Source organism: Siphonobacter aquaeclarae, from assembly GCF_900103285.1.
Taxonomy (GTDB): domain Bacteria; phylum Bacteroidota; class Bacteroidia; order Cytophagales; family Spirosomataceae; genus Siphonobacter; species Siphonobacter aquaeclarae.
This window is the reverse complement of sequence record NZ_FNGS01000001.1, coordinates 583222-601455: the sequence shown is the minus strand read 5'-3', so window position 1 is coordinate 601455 and position 18234 is coordinate 583222. Positions and strand designations below refer to the sequence as shown.

Below are 18234 nucleotides of genomic sequence, written 5' to 3'. Positions count from 1 at the left end.
ATCAGAACACTATCTCAGCGTTCCATAGATATAGTCGAGGTCGATGTGGCTGCGGAGCCAGTCGGCCAGTTTGTCGTATTGTTCTTCTTTCCAGTCAGGATAGGAAAAAGGGGCCGCCCGTGCAGCCGTATGCGGTTCGAGGACTGCATTGACGACAGCATCGTTGTCGAGGATACCATGAAGATAGGTACCCCAGCAGGTATTGTCTGCGCGGCATCCGTCCGGAGTACCGTCCGCCAGTATTGCTACCGGTTGGCCGCCGCCGCTGGTCACACCCATGTGAATTTCATATCCCGAGCACGTTGCTCCCTGAAAGGTAAAGGTTCGCTGATTCGTCGTTTTATGCGGAGTCAGTACCGTCCGCACGGGCAGAAGACCCAGGCCGGGAACGAATGGAACGGTACTTTCCACCCCTTCCGGATCTTCGACCGATTCTCCCATCATCTGATAGCCGCCGCAGATTCCGATCACGGTTTTTCCGTTTTTCCGGGCGGAGAGAATGGCGGCTGCCATGCCCCGCTGGCGAAGCGAAATCAGGTCTTCGACTGTGTTTTTACTTCCCGGAAGAATCACCACATCGGCGGCTTCGAGCTCCCGGGGCGTCGCGGCATAGTAGAGATTTACCCGGGGGTCCCGTTCCAGTCGGTTGAAGTCGGTAAAATTGGACATGCGGTGAAGAAGTACGACAGCGACATTCACTTTGCCGTCCAGGGCTGAGCGCCGCTTCCAGTCGAGTGCTACGGAGTCTTCTTCCTCGATGTAAATATCGCGGTAGTAGGGCAGTACGCCGACTACCGGGACGCCGGTCAGCTCCGCAAGCATGCGTTTGCCGTCTTCGAACAACCGGGCATCTCCGCGGAATTTATTGACAATAATACCCTGGATACAGGTTCTTTCCTCAGGTGTCAGCAGCGCAATGGTACCATAGACACTGCCAAACAGCCCGCCCCGGTCGATATCGCCGATGAGGTATGTAGCTGCGCCGGCATGGATAGCCATGCGGAGATTGGTAATGTCGCGGTGACGGAGATTGAGCTCGGAAATACTTCCCGCGCCTTCCATCACGATGGGCGAATAGCGGGCCGCAAGCCGGTCATACGCTTCGGTGACGGCGGTGAATAGCGCCTGGCGATCGTCCGCCATGAAATACTCCCACGCCGATTGCGTACCGACCGGTTTGCCGTTGAGTACGATTTGGGAGGCCTTGTCGCTTGTCGGCTTCAGCAAAACAGGGTTCATGTCGGTATGGCAGGGAATACCAGCCGCCTCAGCCTGTACGGCCTGTGCCCGCCCGATCTCAAGGCCCTCGGGCGTGGCGTAGCTGTTGAGCGACATATTCTGGGCCTTGAACGGCGCAGGATGATAGCCGTCTTGCCGGAAAATACGGCAAAAGGCGGCTGTAATGACACTTTTGCCCACGTCCGACGCCGTCCCGACCAACATCATCGGTTTCATCATTTCTTTCGGTAGGAGGTAAGAAGACGAAGGATATTTTCGGAGGAAAAAGCTTCCGGAGATAAACAGGGTGCCTGCAGTGCCTCAGCCAGGCGGGCGGCCTGACCGGAAGGAAGAAACCCGATTTCCGTATTCAGAACGATGGCGGGCGTACCCGCGAGGCGTCCGGCGATGGTGAGTGCCTGACGGATGGGATCACCGCCGCCCGGCAGGGGTACATTGGCCTTACCGTCACTGACGATGACCAGCAGCGGGTTTTCCGGCCCGAACCGTACGAGTTCTTCTGCGAGGAGCAGCGCATGCGCGAGCGGCGTACGCCCGCCCGTTGGGAGCGACCGCAGCGCTTCTTCCGCGTGTTCGGTACGCTGCGTGGGCGCCAGTACTACCTGGGCTTCGGCGCCACGGAAGGTAATCAGTCCTACCGTATCCCGTTTCTGGTAGGCGTCGGTCAGGAGAGACAGGATCGTACCTTTCACCGCTTCCATGCGCCGGTTGGCAGCCATGGAGCCGGAGGCGTCCACGACAAACAACAGAAAATGACCGGTTTTTCCGCTCCGTTCGGCCTGTTGAAGGTCCTGCCGGGTGAGGCCGGCGTTATCCGGATCACGCAGCAGCGCCTGGCGGATGCTGGCTTCCAGGGCTAATTCTGTGGGGAAGGGCGACGGCGTCGTCCGGACAACGGGCCCCCGCGAGCGGTCAGGGGTTTGGCTGCGACGACCCGCCAGCCCGGCCAGCCCGGTATCCCGTACTTCAATCACCGGTGCTGCTCCGGTCGGGAGAATGCCGAAAACTTCCTCTTGCTTCTCCGAACCGCCGGCAGGAGGATCGATCTGCGGCGGTTCCGGTGACCCGCCCGAAGGCCGGTCTGGTTGCCGGTTTTTCCGCCGGTGCGCCAGGACGAGTTCAGACGCTTGTTGTATATCCGATTCCGTTACTTCGTTGCGTTGCTCGAGCGCTGCCCAGGCGAGGGCCGTCTTGTATAAAACGATATCCGCCCGGAGGCTTTGCACACCGGCGTCGCGGCAAAGCTGACTGATGTGCAGCAGCAGCTCGTCGGACAGACGGACATGCCGGAGCAGGGCGCGTGCCGCGAGTATGCGGGTTTTGAGCATATCTTCGGTTTCCTGCCAGGCCTGACGGAATACCGCCGGTTCCCGCTCAAAGGCAATACGACGGCGGATGACTTCGGCGCGGACAACCGGATCATCCGGTGCATGCACGTGGACCATCAAGCCAAAACGGTCCAGAAACTGAGGCCGGAGCGATCCTTCCTCAGGGTTCATTGTTCCGATCAGAAAAAACCGGGAGGGGTGGCTGACGGATAGTCCGTCGCGCTGGATGGTATTCACACCGGAAGCGGCGACGTCCAGCAGGACGTCCACCAGGTGATCCGGCAGCAGGTTTACTTCATCAATGTATAGAATCCCCTGATGCGCCGCCGCCAGCAGGCCCGGTTGCAATGTCCTGCGGCGTTCGGTGAGTACGGTTTCGAGGTCCAGCTGCCCGATGACCCGGTCTTCCGAAGCGCCGAGGGGAAGGGTAACAAAAGGAGCCGGAACGAGTTCCGCTCCGGAAGTACCATCCGTTTCCTCCGGCGACAAATTCAGCGGAGAGCCGACCGCCCGGCGTACCGGAGGCAGGATTTCAGCCAGGCCGCGGGCAGCGGTACTTTTGGCCGTTCCCTTGTCTCCCTGGATCAGCACCCCGCCGATACCCGGATGAACAGCACAGAGAAGAAGCGCCCGGACAAGCCGTTCCTGTCCGACCAACGCCGCAAATGGATAAATCATGATCGTTATTTATGAGCGACGATGACCGCGTAATCACGGATGACCGACTGCCCGGTATTGCCGACGATTTCTTCGGTTTGAAAGACTACTTCTTTCCGGGAAAAAGACCCGAGCACGGCGAGTGCCGCCTGCTCGTCATAGAGGCGGAAGCCGTAGGTGACGAAGGGTAGTTTTTCCATGAACGAGCGCAGGGCAAACGCGAGGCAAAAGGTGCCTCCCGGCCGTAAAACCCGGTAAATCTCATTCGCGTAGGCTTCCGGTTGTTGCCAGAAATACAGGGTATTAACCGTGAAAATGCGGTCGAACGAATGGTCCGGATAAGGCAGGCGATCGGCCGGAACCAGATCGAAGGCAGCCGTTCCGGCTGCTACCCGCGCGTGGTTGATGCGGCGAGCCTCGGCGACCATCAGTCCTGAAATATCCGCCCCCTGGTACTGCACGTCGCTCAGTTCATGGACATGTTCGCCGTTTCCCGGGCCGATTTCCAGTACCGTTTCGCCCGGTTGCGGGTTAAGCGTCCGGATGGTGAAGCGGGTCATGCCACCGTTGGAGAAGTTCATCTGCTCGGCCGTTTTCAGGCCGTTCTCACCTTCGGGGCAGCTCAGCTGCCGGGCGAGTTCTTTCAATTGTTCCGTTTCCATGGCTATTCGTAATCATCGTCGGCTCCGTGCGTAAGCCGTTTCAGCGGTTTGAGCAGCAGGAGGATCAACCCTCCGAAAAGGACGCAGAAAACCGCGATGCCCGTGAAGGTTTCGAATTCTCCCCAGGTTTGCGACCACGCGCCCAGCGTTCCGGCGAGTTTTTCGCCCATTCCGGTAGCCGCCCAATACAAGCCCATCATCATGGAGGCGTACTTGGCCGGCGCGAGTTTCGTGATAAACGACAGCGACACCGGCGAAGACGACAGCTCCCCGATCACGTGGAAGAGGTAAGCCAGTACCAGCCAGTACATAGCCGCTTTGCCGTCTGCCGCATATTGGAGCGACGCTGCTGTCATAAAGAAGAATCCGGAGCCGGTAATCATCGTCCCGATCGCCAGTTTAGCGAGGGAAGACGATTCCTTTCCTTTTTTGGCGCGGCGGCTCCACCAGGCGGCGACGATCGTTCCCAGTGAAATTACGAAAATGCCTGGCAGCGACTGAAACCAGGACGCCGGTATCTCCATACCAAGTAAATGCCGGTCGGTTTTCTGCTCGGCATACAGGTTCATCAGACCGCCGGCCTGCTCGTATGCTCCCCAGAAAATAATGACAATCAGGAAGGAAAGAACGAGCACGAGTACCCGGTCTTTTTCGACGGGCGTCAGCGGCTTGTGTAATTTTTCCCGGTCGGAAGCGTCTTCGCTGGTGCCGAGGAAGTTACCGACAGATTGCAGGTATTTCTGGCCTTGCAGGTACCCGAGAAAACCCAGCGCCATCCCGACACCCGCCAGGCCGAAGCCATAGTGCCAGCCGTATCGATAGGCTACCCAGCCTACCAGCAGTGGCGCAATTGCCGCGCCGATGTTGATGCCGATGTAGAAGATTGTAAATCCTTTGTCGCGGCGGGTATCGTGCAGGCCATATAACCCGCCCACCATCGTCGAAATATTCGGCTTGAGCAGGCCTACGCCTGATACGATGAAGAATATCCCCAGGTAAAACGCCCACATCGCCTGAATGGCCAGAATACCGTGGCCGACCGTCAGGAGAATGGCCCCGATCATGACCGTCTTTTTCTGCCCCAGCCATTTGTCAGCGAGGTACCCCCCCGGAAGACTGGCCATGTACACGCTGAAACCATACCAACCGTAAAACGTGAGGGCTTCGGCATTGCTCCAGCCCAGACCGGGGTTCAGGCCGGTCATGGGCGCGGTCAGGTACAGCACCAGAATGGCCCGCATGCCGTAGAAACTGAAACGTTCCCAGAGTTCGGTCAGAAAAAGGATGAAAAGTCCGCGGGGATGGCCCAGCCATTGGGAAGAAGAAGTTTGACTCATGCGATTACAGCGTCACGGTTTTTCCGGTTTTGGCCGACTGGCGGGCGGCATCCAGAATCTGAACGGCGGTCAGGTTATTAATGGGCGAATATAAGTCATAGGGCCGCAGTTCGATTTTTCCGCGGATGACGTCATGGAAGTAGGCAAACGGGTCGTCATACACCCCGAGCGCCTCTTTTGAAACCTTCGTCCTGCGCTCCGGGTGGGTCCGGTTGCGGAGACGGTAATCGGTGTTGTTATCGGTGATGATATAGCCTTTGTCGCCGTAGACTTCCATGTCTTTTCGCCCGAAAGGCCAGTTCCACGACGCCTGGATAATGCATTGAGAGGACGGATACTCGACGATGATCGTCGCCTCGTCGTCTACCTTCGGATATATTTCCGGCTTGAACTGACGGGTAATCGCCGTCACCGAAAGCGGCTTTTCGCCTTTCGTGAAATACGTCATCAGATTGGCGCCGTAGCAGCCGAAATCGATCAGGGCGCCGCCGCCGTTCTGGACGGGGTCGGTCAGCCAGTCGAAAAACTCTTTGCCGACGCCGATTTCTTTCGGCCCTTCGTGTCCGGTATGTACGACTACCTTTCGCAGTTTTCCGACAAAATTGCTATCTGCTACGAGTTGAAAGGCCTTTTCAATCGACGGATACCAGGAAGTTTCGTAGTTCGTCAGCAAATAGATATGGTTTTTCTCGGCCAGTTCCACCATACGTTTGGCATGATCAAGGCGGTAGGAGAGCGGTTTTTCGACCATGACGTGGATGCCCCGCGGAGCGCAGGCCTCTACCACGGCCAGGTGCTGGTAGATTGAGCCGAAGGCGACGACAGCTTCCGGCTTTACTTCGTCCAGCATCCTTCCGAGGTCGGTATGAAACAGCTTCGGGTCGAGCTTGTAACGGGCTGCATACCGGGCAGAAAGTTCCTTATCAGGCTCGGCGACACCGACCAGCTCGATATCCTTTTTGTCTTTCCGGTTGAGAATCCAGGGAACGTGTCCGTGCGAAACGCCGGCTACTGCCAGACGAAGCGGTTTTTGCGCGTCAGCCAGGTAAGACGCCAGCAGTAAAAGGCCGAAAATCAGTGTTTTTTTCATCAGGATTTAGAGAACGGAGAATGCGGTTGAAGATACGGGCTTCGTCCCTAACTTTGGCAACCCATGAAACACTTGCTTTGGATATGCCTGCTGGCAATCGGTCTGCCTGCCTTCGCCCAGTACCCCCGGATACTCGTTCTGGCAGAGCGCGGCGAACAGCATCAGCCATATGTTGATACCGCGCGGATATGGCTCGACCGCCTGGCGGCAACGGAGCACTTTTCCATTGATTATGTGGAAAATACGGCTTCCTTTACCCAAGAGTCCCTCGCGAAATATGCCCTCGTCTTCCAGCTGAACTACCCGCCGTACGGATGGCCGGAAACGGCGAAACAGGCGTTCAAGGACTATATGGAAAGCGGCAGGGGCGGCTGGATCGGCGTTCATCATGCGACGCTGCTCGGCGATTTCAACGGGCATACTGTCTGGCCCTGGTTTCAGGAATTCATGGGCGGTATCCGGTTTACATCGTATATCCCGACGTTTGTGGCGGCGGAAGTCGTCGTGGAAGACGCTACGCACCCGGTTATGAAAGGCGTTCCTGCCCGGTTCAGCGTTGTGAAAGAAGAATGGTACACCTACGACAGAAGCCCGAGGCCAAACGTCCGGGTACTGGCTGCGGTAGACGAATCGACGTATCAGCCCGCTTCCGACCGGAAAATGGGAGACCACCCTGTCGTCTGGACCAACGAGCAGATCAAGGGAAAAAACCTCTATATCTTCATGGGGCATGACCCGAACCTGTTTGAAAACGCTTCTTACAAAGTACTTCTGACGAACGCTTTGCGCTGGATACTCCGGCCGTGATCCAGCCATGTCTGTGACGCATGCTGAATCGGTTTGTGACTGTTGCGGTCGTTCAAACTCGCCGTCGGAAAAGGTTCCGGCCGGCAGTATGTAAACCTGTTGCCGGGTACTCAACGCGGTTTTTCGGAAATTCCAGAGCAAGACCGCGGGCGAAGCCCGCGCTGACTTTTATTCTCCCCGTATCTCCAGCATTCCCTCGTTACTCAGTTGCAGTTGCTGCAGGGCTTCGAGGGTAGCAGCGTCCGGCTCTTTCCAGAGATCCCGGCCTGCGGCTTCCAGCAATCGCTCGGAGATGGCCTGCAGAGCCCAGGGATTGTTTTCCTGCAAAAACTGCTGCATGTCCGGGTCGAGCGCATAGGTTTCGGCTACTTTTTCGTACATCCAGTCTTCCAGAATACCGGCTGTGGCATCGTAGCCGAAGAGGTAGTCGACTGTAGCCGTCAGTTCCAATCCGCCTTTGTACCCGTGTTTTTGGATACCGGCGAGCCACTTGGGGTTCACCACACGCGACCGGAACACCCGCAGTGCTTCTTCTTTCAAGTCCCTCACCACGGGCCGCGCCGGGTTCTGGGAATCACCAAAGTAGTGTTTGGGCTGCTGCCCGGTCAGGCTACGGATACTGGCGATCATTCCGCCGTGAAACTGGAGGTAGTCGTCGCTGTCGAAGATATCATGCTCCCGGTTGTCCTGGTTATGCACCGCTACCTGTATGCCGGCCAATTGCTGCCGGAATTCCGGTCGCGCATCTACGCCCTGGGCGTTACCGGAATAGGCATAGCCGCCCCAGTTGACGTATGCCTGTGTGAAATCGGCTTCTGTTTTCCAGTTTTTTTCCTGAATCAATGGCAGAATACCCGCGCCGTAGGTTCCCGGCGCAGAGCCGAAAATACGGTAGGCAGCTTTTTCCTCGGCTTCTTCGACGGGTACGTCCGACGATGTCAACAGGTCAGCGAGGTAATGTTGCCGGACGAAATTATCCGGCTCGTCGAGCTGCATGACTACCCGGAAGGCCTCGTCCATCAACTGAATCAGGTGCGGGAAAGCATCCCGGAAAAACCCGCTGATGCGAACCGTAACGTCGACTCTCGGCCGGCCCAGTTCTTCCCGAGGGATGACTTCCACGCCGGTGAGCCGGCGGCTTTCTGCCTGCCATACCGGCCTTACGCCGAGCAGCGCGAGTATTTCCGCGACGTCGTCGCCATGCGTCCGCATCGCGCTGGTACCCCAGATGCTGATGCCCACGCGTTCCGGATAGGCGCCGGTTTCGCGGAGGTGCCGCCGGAGTACTTCGTCGGCGAGTTGGCGACCGACTTCCCATGCCGCCGCGGACGGCAGCGCCCGGGGGTCTACGGCGTAAAAATTCCGGCCTGTCGGCAGCAGGTGAGCCATCCCGCGGGTGGGCGCTCCGCTCGGTCCGGGAGGGACATAACCGCCTGATAATCCATGAAGCAGGTGATGAATTTCGTCATAGGTCTGACCAAGACCGGGTACTAATTGCTTGCAGATGCTCGTCAGGACGGAGACCAGGGGGTGGTTTTCCGGAACTGAAAAGCCGAACGTTTCGTGTATCACATCGCGGATCCCGCTAAGGTCATACCGGCGCCGCTGCAATAGCTCAAGCAGGTGATGACCGAGTTCGTCTGTTATTTCCCGGGCGTCGGCCACCGTGACGACTGGCCGGCCCGCCAGCGTTGTCAGCCGCGCGTCGACGTGTTGTAACCGCTCTCCGGTGGCTTCATTCCCCCAGATAAGCCCAAAAAGACTGCCGACGGCATCGGGCAGGCCCGGCGTGTGCAGGCCCGGCAACCGCGTCAGCGCCTGTAACATATCGGTTAGTTCGTCTCCCTCCGGCATTTGCCCCAGGATGTGCAAACCGTTGCGTATCTGGGCGGCTCCAAGTTCGCAGAGGTATCCGTCGAGGTCCTCGATGAGGTGGGCGACGTCCTTGCCGCCCATTTCACTGAGCGATACCGGTACGCCTTCCGGGGTCATTTCTTCGTCCCAGTCGTGTTTGTGATCACCGTGATCCCGGCTGAGCAGCGCCGCCAGGTCAGTATCCAGGTTGGTTTGCCGGATGAGGTCCCATATCTGGCGTTGCAGCAGGGGCAATTTGGCGGGATCGAGAAGTTCGACCTGGTAGTATTCGTCTACCAGCCGCGTCAGCTCGGCCAGTTCGCCATAGGTATCGGCAGAGGTCATCGGCGGAGTCAGGTGGTCTACTACAACGGCATGTGCGCGCCGTTTGGCCTGAGAACCCTCCCCCGGATCGTTGATGATAAACGGATAGAAAAGCGGCATATCCCCCAGTAAGGCATCCGGAAAGCAATTTTCGGAAAGACCAGTTCCTTTTCCCGGCAGCCATTCCAGCGTTCCGTGCTTGCCGACATGCACGATGGCGTCTGCCCCCCACGTATCCCGCAGCCAGCGGTAGACGGCATAGTAGTGGTGTGTCGGCGGCAGATCCGGCTGGTGGTAGATCGCGTCCGGGTCCATGCCATAGCCCCGCGGCGGCTGGAGCAGGACTACGACATTGCCCAGGTCGATACCCGCGACCGAAATGGCGCCATCTGCGACATACGTTTCTCCGGGAGGCGGGCCCCATTGCCGCAGCATTTTTTTCCGGATCGCCTCAGGCAGATCGGCAAACCACTGCTCGTATGTAGCCTGCGGGATCCGGGCAATAGCCTGGCGGAGCTGTTCATCCGTCAGAAAAGTCTCGTCGTATGAACAGCGATCGAGCAAGGCGTGTATCAGCTCCGTACCCGTCTCCGGAAGAGCCGAAATACCATAGCCTTCCGCCTGCATCGCGATCAAAATATGCCGTAACGATTCCGGTGCATCCAGCCCGACGGCATTTCCGACCTGTGAGGCTTTGCTGCTTGAATTGGTGAAGACAAAAGCGATTTTCTTCCGTTTATTCGGCAGGTGTTTCAGACGGGCAAATCGTGTGGCAATTCCGGCAATACGTTCGACCCGGTCTCCGACGGGTTCATACCGCGCGGCGCTTCCTTCTTTTTCCTTGAAAGACAGCGGAACGGTGATAATTCGTCCGTCAAATTCCGGAATGGCGACGTTCATGGCCGTATCCAGAGGGGTCAATCCACGGGACGATAACTCCCACGATACCCGGCCCATACCGCTCGTAATCGCTTGAAAAACAGGCACATCAAGCGCCCTGAGTGCGGAAGAGGCCTCGTCTGCGTCACCGAGGGCATAGGATACGGTGGTAATCAGCCCGTCGACCGGCGTCTTCCAGCAACTGAAAGCAGACGGGAGGCCGGTATCGGGATCGACGGATTTGAGCGACGTCGTATACACCGGCAGCGCATTGACGCCCCGGTCTTCCAGCGCCCGCACCAGCGCATCGATAAACAAGGTATTGCCGCTGAGCCAGTGCGAACGGTAAAAAACGATGGCAATAGTCGGTGCGTGAGGATCATGGCGACGGACCCAGTCGTCCGGATCCGCGTTTTCAGGCAATTCCGGGTGGTAGATACCGTGCTCGGGCAGAAGCACCGGCGGCTCCGCTCCGAAACCCGACAGCAGCAGGTGATCAGACAGGTAATACAGCAGCGACGTGAGGTTTACATATCCCCCCGCCTGCAAATAAGCCAATACATCCTGCTGAACGGCCGGAGATACGGTCGAGACCGCCGCAAATTCCGGGTTCAGCTCTCCCGTTCCACTCACCACAATCAGGTGCTGACCGGTTTCCCGCGCGCGGGAAACCAGCTCGCTGAAACCCGGAATACTACCGGGCCTTCCGTGAATGCGGACGACAATGATCTGCGCTGCGGCGATTTCACGGTCCAGCAGCTGCGCCATGTGCGCGTCGGTTTTGACCGACATGAGGTTGATACCGCGGACCACCGGAAACTCCTCCGGCAATTCCTGCATCACCCGCGCCAGCGCCAGCAGGTCGGTATCAGCATGGGTGAGGAAGACAAGACTTCCGTCTGCTGTTGCCGTTTCTCCCGGTAGCGCTACAGATTCGGGGCCTTTCCACGTATAAAACTGAAAAACATATTCGGCGAGCTCCGCCGGTGGCGCCAGGAAGCGGTCGGCTTCCAGCATCTGTTCTATGTAATCGTAAATCGCCCGGACGTGCCATTCGCTGTTGACGGAATGGAACCAGACCGAATGCCCGTCGAACAGCAACGTGGCGACGTTGGCCAGCGTACACGGTCCCAAACAGCCCCCTTTCGTCAGGTGGATGCGGTTGCGCAGCTTGCGGTTCAGCCATTCGTTTTTATAGATATCGACGGGAACGGGCGCATAGCCGCGGTCCGTTCGCCCGCAGCAGCAGGCATTGTAGCAATAGGACAGGTGCCCCCGTCGCTGGACGAGGTTGACGGCCTTGCCGTCGGGGCGGATGACGCGCTGACGTTTGTGTTCGGCCATAGTCAGGAAAGGAGAAAGGCTTTCAACTGGGTTCTCAGCGAAATGGAGAGTCGCGGAAGCCCGGGTACATGCAGCGGAAGGCTTCGGCCGTCGCTTTCCCAGCTGCCTGTCTGATTTCCGAACCGAAGCACTCCTTCGCTGAAGACACGTACCTGCTCCGGTCCGGCTTCCATCGAAACAAAAGAAAGCGGTCGTAACACGCCGGATTCCCGATCAAAAAACAGCCACTGGTAGATGTCTTTTTTATCGGTTGACTTAGGATTATTTCGCTTGATTTCAAGAATATCCACGTTGCTTCCTTCCAGAAAAAACAGGATAGTAAATCCGGTATCAGTGTCCTTACCCTGCTTTCGGAGCAGTTCCAGTAATAAGTCAACCCGCTCTGTCACAGGGACTTTGGGTATTTCGATGCAGGAATAGCCCCATTTCTGGTAGAGATCCGAGATTATATCGCAGGTGCGGACAGCTTCGGCAAAATCCTGCGTCCGCTCGGTATCGTTTTCATAAATAGCTTCCCAGGGCGGAAAGAGGAATACCGTCGGGTGATAGGGATAGTTTTCCCGCAGCTCTGCAGCCTGCGCCGTTTCCTGCCCGATCAGGCGCAGGTACCCGACGGCGTCAGGGATACCCCGGTCAAAAAACACGGGAAAGGGCGAATCGCCGGTCTGATAATCCTGTTTGGAAACGTCCAGCATGCGGGCAGCATAGGCCGTCGCGTCTTTCCAGGGCAGGGCGTCGCCTCCATTCCGGACTTCTTCGCGGATAATATCCCGCCCGGCTTCGGGCCGGATCAGGTGACCGCGTCGGGCCAGCTCGGCAAGGGCGGTCGTTTTGCCCGCTCCCGGTCCTCCGGTGAGAATAATGCGTGTATTCATGGCTGAAAAGAGAACAGGCGGGTCAGAAGCGTCGGGTCTTCTCCCCAGTATAAATGGATGTAGGAAGCAATGGTATGTTGTTTCCGGTAAAAAGGCGTTGGGACGGGTATTCCTTTCGCGCTCAGTACTTCCGCTACCGAGGCGATTTCATCCGTTTCCGAAGCTGCGGAGTAATGAAATTCGTGACCCCGGAATGCATGGTCTTCCCAGCGTACCTCCCGGTAGCCGAGCGTGAGTTTGTGCATGGCAGTTTGAAGCGGGAATACACCGGCCATGGGAAAAGTACGGCCTTCCGGATCGGTCAGGGATTCGCCGAGGTACATCAGTCCGCCGCATTCAGCATAGCAGCGCCCGCCGTCGAGGCAGTAGTCGGCAATTGCCTGCCGCATGAACGTATTGGTACTCAGGGCTTCTGCCGCCAGCTCCGGATACCCGCCGGGCAGGTAGAGCAGGTCGGCTTCCGGAAGAGAAGTATCGTGTAAAGGGCTGAACCAGTGAATATTTCCGAACGACTCCAGCATCCGGATATTCTGTTCATAGCGGAAGCAAAAGGCCTCGTCACGCGCAATGGCGATGTGGTAATTCCCGCGTTGCTGAGGACGGGAAGTAACCTGCCGGAACGGTTGACAGGTAGTAAGGGAAAGCAGCCGATCGAGGTCTACTGTCTCCGGAAGCGCTTGCGCGATACCGTTTATGATCGCTTCATAGTCCGTTTCCCCATACACCCGCAAACCGAGGTGCCGGGACGGTATGGCAAATTCCGGGCGGGTTGGCAGGTAGCCGAGCGCCTCGATTCCGGCATCTTCCGCCGCTTCGGCGAGAATGCGGTAGTGTGTCGGGGTGTTGACCTGATTAAAAATGACTCCCGCAATCCGAAGGCCAGGCCGGAAGTTTTTGAATCCAAACAGGAGCGCCGCCGCGGAATAGGCCATTGCTTTTGCATTGACAATCAGGATAATAGGGATGTCGAGTAGTTCCGCGATGGCGGCGCTGCTGGCCTTCATCCGGTCTGCTCCGTCAAAAAGGCCCATGACGCCTTCTGTAATGGCAATATCGGCGTCGGCGGTGGTATAGAGGTGGCTCACGTGTTCTTCCGACGACAAAAACAGGTCCAGGTTGAGGGATGCCCGGCCGGCGGCCGCCGATTGGTGCAGTGTATCGATGTAATCCGGGCCACATTTGAACGGCTGGACCGAATACCCCCTGTTCCGGAAAGCGCGCAGCAAGCCCAGGGTCAGGGTTGTTTTTCCTGAACCGCTGGAAGGCGCCGCGAGCAGAAAATGTGCGATCATGTCAAGCTGTTTTTGGTTTTCCGGCGAAGCCAGCGGTATCCGAGTACCAGTCCGGTGACGCTCACCGCCAGTCCGCCCGTCATCAGCACGCCTACCACGATGTCCCAAAGCGGCCGGCGGTAGACCAGCCACCGGAAGTCGAAACTATGCAGTCCGTGGTACAGCCACCGTTCCAGACGCGTGGCCGACTGGTGGCGGAGGACTACCTGGCCGGTATGGAGGTCGACGTAGTAGGCGGTTTCATCCGGGTCGGCGAAGGTAACACGAAGAACCGGCAGGCGCTTCTCTCCCCGTTTCGAATAGTAATAATCGTCATAGGCTGTCAGGAGCGCGGCTTCGCGGATGGTTGCGTCCGGGCGCAGCCGGGCGAGCGCCTGCTGTTCGGGGCGGGTTGGAAGTACCTGTATGCTGCCGGTTGTCAGGGAGTCAGCCGGCAGCAGTCGTGTCCGGTGTTCGTCTTCCCAGGCGAGGTAATACGGCCGGCCGTGGACTACCTGGAAGTGTATTTCCTTCAACCGAAATCCGGGTAACGAGCCGATGGAGGAGGGAGGAAGTTTCCAGTCCGCCGTCTCCGGTGATCCGCCGCTCCAGGCCTCCGCTTCTTTCGCGGTAAGTTTGGTGGACGGCGCCCAGCCAAACGGGCTCATCGAAAACAACCCGCTCAGTACCCAGGTAAAGACAAACAGCCCGAACACAAACCCCGTATAGTGGTGCCAGCGAAACCAGCGTTTTTTGTAGGGACTGATGGCGAGTATAGGTGCCTTCCGGCGGCGTTTCACCCGGATAATCCCCATGAGGATACCCGAAAGCGACATCACTGACCCGGCTATGGATACCCAGATGACTACCTGACTCCAGATAGGGCGGTTGCGGATGAGTATCGTCGGATAAATCCAGTGTGGAATCGGGCCCAGCCAGGCCAGTATGCGCTGCCGCTGCGTGACATACTGTACTACCTCTCCCGAGTGAACGGCTACGTACACATACATGCCGTCTGTCATCTCAAACCGGTAAACATGCGGCAGATAACCCTGGTATTTATGCCCGGCCATCCATTGGTCGATCTGCGTCAGTTCTTCGATGTGCCTGATCGTTGCCGGATGAAATTCCTGCGCCAATCGGGTGGCAGTCGGCATATCGATGGCGCCGATGCGCTCCGGGGTATCTGCCCGGATCAGTGCGTGTTCGTTGTTCTGCGAAACAAGGCGGTAAACCGGCCGGCCGAGCATCATGCCGAGGCGGGCAGTTTTTAGAGACGATTTCCAGCCGGTTTGTTGCCAGGCCTCCCGCAGGGTAACCCGGCAATTCCGGAAATCGGCTTCCGGCAGTTTCCCGAGTCGTTCCTGGTGCTTCATCGTCGGGAAGGGCACGTACATCATGACAAATCCCGACAGAAACCAGATCACGAACAGGAGGCACAGCACAACGCCGAGGTACCGGTGCGTCAGCAGGATGGCTTTTTTCAGCATCGGATCAGAAGGAATACCGCATCGTCAGGAGGTAATTGCGCGGCATTCCCGGATAAAACTGGTTGGTAATGATGACGTTGGTGAAATAAGCCTTGTCGAAAACGTTGTTCACATTGAGCTGGAGGCCGATTTTCCCGATCCGGTATCCGAGCGACACATCCGCCGTCGCATAGGCCGGGAGCACATAGGTATTGGCGCTGTTGGCATAGGTATCGCTCTGGGCATTCAATCCGGCGCCGACGCTCCACCCGGAAAGCAGGCCGCCGCGGCGCTCGTAATGGACCCAGGCATTCGCCATATGCTCCGGCGCGAGTACCATGCGGTTTCCGGCGACGGGATTCACCTCACTCCCCGAAAACGGCAGGTATTTTGCACGCGTATAGGTATACCCGGCTGTTATTTCCAATCCCGTAAGGGGATTTCCATGCAACTCCACCTCTCCGCCTTTGGACTCTGCCGAACCGATGCGTTTGTAAACACCGCCGGCCAGGCTTTCCACCTGGTTGTCTTTCCGCATGTAGTACGCGGCAAGGGTAGCGGTCCAGCGGGATGACAGTTCGAGCCGCGCTCCGGCTTCGCCCTGGAAGCCGGTTTCGGGGTCGAAGGTCTCGCCGTTCGGAGCAATCCGCCGCGAGGGCTTGAAGTAGGTAGCGTACGATGCGTAGACGGAAAGTGGCGTGACAGGCTGATACACAAGCCCTGCGCGATACGTAAGCGCGCCGGTCCGGATCGTGGTTTTCGCGCCTTTTTCGGTCACGTTCCGGTTGGCATCGACTTTATCCGTATAATATGTTCCCGCGAAGGAATCATAACGCAACCCTACCAGCGCCTTCCACTTTTCTGTGAGGCTAAGCCAGTCCTGCAGGTAAAATCCATGCACGGTTTCGTCGCTTGCCCGGTAAAGGGTAGGAGTATAGCCGAGGTAGCCCTGATTCAGAATGGGATTAGCAACCGGTATTTTCGCGCCTTTGCCCGGACCGGTCAGGGTGGCGCTGTAGGTTTTCCGGTCGAGCAGGCTGAAGGAGTAACCGACGAGGAGTTTTTGTTTGATTTTTCCGGACGACAGGTCGTATGTCAGCTCCAGCTGGTTCTGCAACGGCTTGGTCAAGTGGTTGAAATACAGGGGGGAAGAACGCGTGAGCGAGTCTTTCCGGGCGTTGAAGGTGAGCTGCTCGGTCGACAGGTAGTCGATATTATCCGAGGAATAAGAGAGCTGATCGGACAGATGCAGGTTCGGACCCAGCTCACGTACGTAGCGCAGCTGATAGTCGGTACGTTTATGCTTGAGAAAGTCCGCAGGGTCGTTGTACCGGGTATTCCGGCTCATTCCCGGCACGAGCGTGCCGTCGGGAAGTACGGGCAGCCCCGTATCGGTACGGTAGTGATCGTCGTTGGCGCCGACGGTCAGTAAGAAATAGTCTTTCGTTGTCGGTGTAAACTCCAGCGCAGCATAGGCATTGTTGGTCTGCGCGCCGGCCTGCCGGAAGCCGTCGGCGTCGGAGGTCCCCAAATCGACGCGGTACCGCAGCGTATTGGTCAGCGCTCCGCCTGCTCCGGCCCGCAGGCGCCGGGTCTGGTAGCTGCCGTAGCTGGCGGAGAAATCACCCTGAAAGTCAGCAGTAGGTTTTTTCCGGACAATATTGATCACGCCTCCCAGCGCAGAATGCCCGAAAAGAACCGAGGCCGGGCCTTTCAGTACTTCGATGCGTTCGACATTGGCCAGGTTGGTGTTTGGCGCGCTGGTGGAAATGTTATGACGTTCGTCCCGTACTCCGTCGACCAGTAACACAAAATTGTTAAAGCCCCGAATCGTAAAATGTTGAAATCCACCATAGGTATTGTTTGAACGAACGCCGGTGGTATTCTTAAGCGCGTCGCCGAGATCATCGCTTCCGCGCTGAGCGAGGGTGAGCTGGGTGACGGCGCTGGTCGTCACCGGAAGATCACGGGCCGGTACGTCGAGCTTGTTAAGCGAAACAAACGGCGTGATACGCTGAGAGGATACGGTCACTTCTGACAGCTCGCGGATTTCATGTAACAGGGAGACCCGGACTGTTGTTACCTCGTCCGATCGTATTGTAACCGCCTGTGTGACAGGTTGATACCCTATCGCGCTGATACGCAGGGAATAGGGCCCGGCGGGGAGTTTCCGGAATTCGAACCGGCCGTCGTCGCCGGTAGAAGCGCCGCGGGTACTACCCTCGATACGGATCGCCGCTCCGGCAATAAACCCGCCCTGCGCCGAGCGCACAATGCCTTTGAGACGGCCGGTCTGGGCAAAAACAGAACAAGCAGAAAACCATAAAAAGAACAAACTGACGCCAAATCGTGAGCGACAGGTAGACGTGAATAGCATAAAAGATTGTTTTTGGGAATGAAAAACAAGCCCCAGCTATATTTCACGATGCCGCAGCGGCGGGAAAGAAAAGGAGAAACAGGGGTGTTCCGGAGCGGAACATCCTGAAAGCCAACCCTGACTTGCCTCACCCGTGAAGGCATCGTCCGCACCGAAAAAGGCAGGTCTCCTGACTTGTACCACCCGAATCCTCCTTCCCATTCCCGAAAGAACAGTGGAGATAACGCCGATCCGGATGTGAGGGGAAAGCATGGCTTCCGTCCTCCGGTTACTTACAGTTGCACGACAGCTCGTGATTCACACACGATTCCCTATTAATCCGCTGTTAAGCAGAACCTTTTCCTGTTGGAAGAAATAAAGAAAGAACGTTTTAGCCGACGAATATACCGGATTCCGGTCGAATTGGCGTAATATCGCGGCCGGAAACGGTATCCTTTTCCCAAAGGATTTAATAGGGAATCCGGTGAAAAACCGGAGCAGTACCCGCTGCTGTAAACCTTGTTCAGTTTTCGGTTTTCTGTTGCCAGTTTACGGTTAATGTTGTCCCGCCAACTGAAAACAGAAAACCCCAAACCGAAAACTCTTCACCCCGACGCCACTGCGCTCACCCGCGGGAAGGCTGTGAAGAGAGGGGTAAGCCAGAAGACCTGCCTTTCCGGTATTCGTTCATCGCCTTCGGGAAAAAAGGTGGGGAAGCTGGTTGCAGAGCCTTTTGCAGGCT

11 protein-coding genes and 2 riboswitches are annotated in these 18234 nt (G+C 57.5%); of the genes, 1 reads left to right on the top strand and 10 read right to left on the bottom strand.

What is annotated here, in order from left to right:
* Positions 1-9 precede the first annotated feature (9 nt).
* From BLR09_RS02250 to BLR09_RS02230, 5 genes are read right to left on the bottom strand one after another with little or no spacing between them, the layout of a single operon-like run.
* Positions 10-1458 carry a cobyric acid synthase gene (locus tag BLR09_RS02250; protein ID WP_218126571.1) on the bottom strand — a complete coding sequence of 483 codons (1449 nt, stop codon included), beginning with the start codon at positions 1456-1458 and terminating at the stop codon, positions 10-12.
* Positions 1455-3245: a magnesium chelatase subunit D family protein gene (locus tag BLR09_RS02245; RefSeq protein WP_093197154.1), complete on the bottom strand. Its 1791-nt coding sequence runs from the start codon at positions 3243-3245 to the stop codon at positions 1455-1457. The genes BLR09_RS02250 and BLR09_RS02245 overlap by 4 nt, the downstream gene beginning before the upstream one ends.
* A 5-nt stretch (positions 3246-3250) precedes the next feature.
* On the bottom strand, positions 3251-3886 hold the full coding sequence (locus BLR09_RS02240) for a class I SAM-dependent methyltransferase (RefSeq protein WP_093197151.1): 636 nt from the start codon (positions 3884-3886) through the stop codon (positions 3251-3253).
* Positions 3887-3888: 2 nt separating this feature from the next.
* Positions 3889-5223: a peptide MFS transporter gene (locus BLR09_RS02235; RefSeq protein WP_093197148.1), complete on the bottom strand. Its 1335-nt coding sequence runs from the start codon at positions 5221-5223 to the stop codon at positions 3889-3891.
* 4 nt (positions 5224-5227) lie between these two features.
* Complete coding sequence (locus BLR09_RS02230; RefSeq protein ID WP_093197146.1) at positions 5228-6313, bottom strand: Gfo/Idh/MocA family protein; 1086 nt, start codon at positions 6311-6313, stop codon at positions 5228-5230.
* Between the two features lie 63 nt (positions 6314-6376).
* On the opposite strand from BLR09_RS02230, the gene BLR09_RS02225 reads away from it, so the two are divergent.
* Positions 6377-7120: a ThuA domain-containing protein gene (locus BLR09_RS02225; protein ID WP_093197143.1), complete on the top strand. Its 744-nt coding sequence runs from the start codon at positions 6377-6379 to the stop codon at positions 7118-7120.
* A 168-nt stretch (positions 7121-7288) separates the two neighbouring features.
* On the opposite strand, the gene cobN is transcribed toward BLR09_RS02225, so the two are convergent.
* Genes cobN through BLR09_RS02200 form a run of 5 tightly spaced genes read right to left on the bottom strand, consistent with a single transcriptional unit; the run spans position 7289 to position 17513 of the window.
* Positions 7289-11521: a cobaltochelatase subunit CobN gene (cobN, locus tag BLR09_RS02220; protein ID WP_093197140.1), complete on the bottom strand. Its 4233-nt coding sequence runs from the start codon at positions 11519-11521 to the stop codon at positions 7289-7291.
* Positions 11522-11523: 2 nt separating this feature from the next.
* Complete coding sequence (locus tag BLR09_RS02215) at positions 11524-12396, bottom strand: AAA family ATPase (RefSeq protein WP_093197137.1); 873 nt, start codon at positions 12394-12396, stop codon at positions 11524-11526.
* Complete coding sequence (locus BLR09_RS02210) at positions 12393-13688, bottom strand: cobyrinic acid a,c-diamide synthase CobB (RefSeq protein WP_093197133.1); 1296 nt, start codon at positions 13686-13688, stop codon at positions 12393-12395. The genes BLR09_RS02215 and BLR09_RS02210 overlap by 4 nt, the downstream gene beginning before the upstream one ends.
* Positions 13685-15157: a PepSY domain-containing protein gene (locus tag BLR09_RS02205; protein WP_093197131.1), complete on the bottom strand. Its 1473-nt coding sequence runs from the start codon at positions 15155-15157 to the stop codon at positions 13685-13687. Before BLR09_RS02205 ends, BLR09_RS02210 begins: the two co-directional genes overlap by 4 nt.
* 4 nt (positions 15158-15161) lie before the next feature.
* Positions 15162-17513: a TonB-dependent receptor gene (locus tag BLR09_RS02200; RefSeq protein WP_093197128.1), complete on the bottom strand. Its 2352-nt coding sequence runs from the start codon at positions 17511-17513 to the stop codon at positions 15162-15164.
* A gap of 142 nt (positions 17514-17655) precedes the next feature.
* Positions 17656-17868, bottom strand: a riboswitch (cobalamin riboswitch).
* A 54-nt stretch (positions 17869-17922) separates the two neighbouring features.
* Positions 17923-18182: riboswitch (cobalamin riboswitch) on the top strand.
* The last annotated feature ends 52 nt before the right edge of the window (positions 18183-18234 follow it).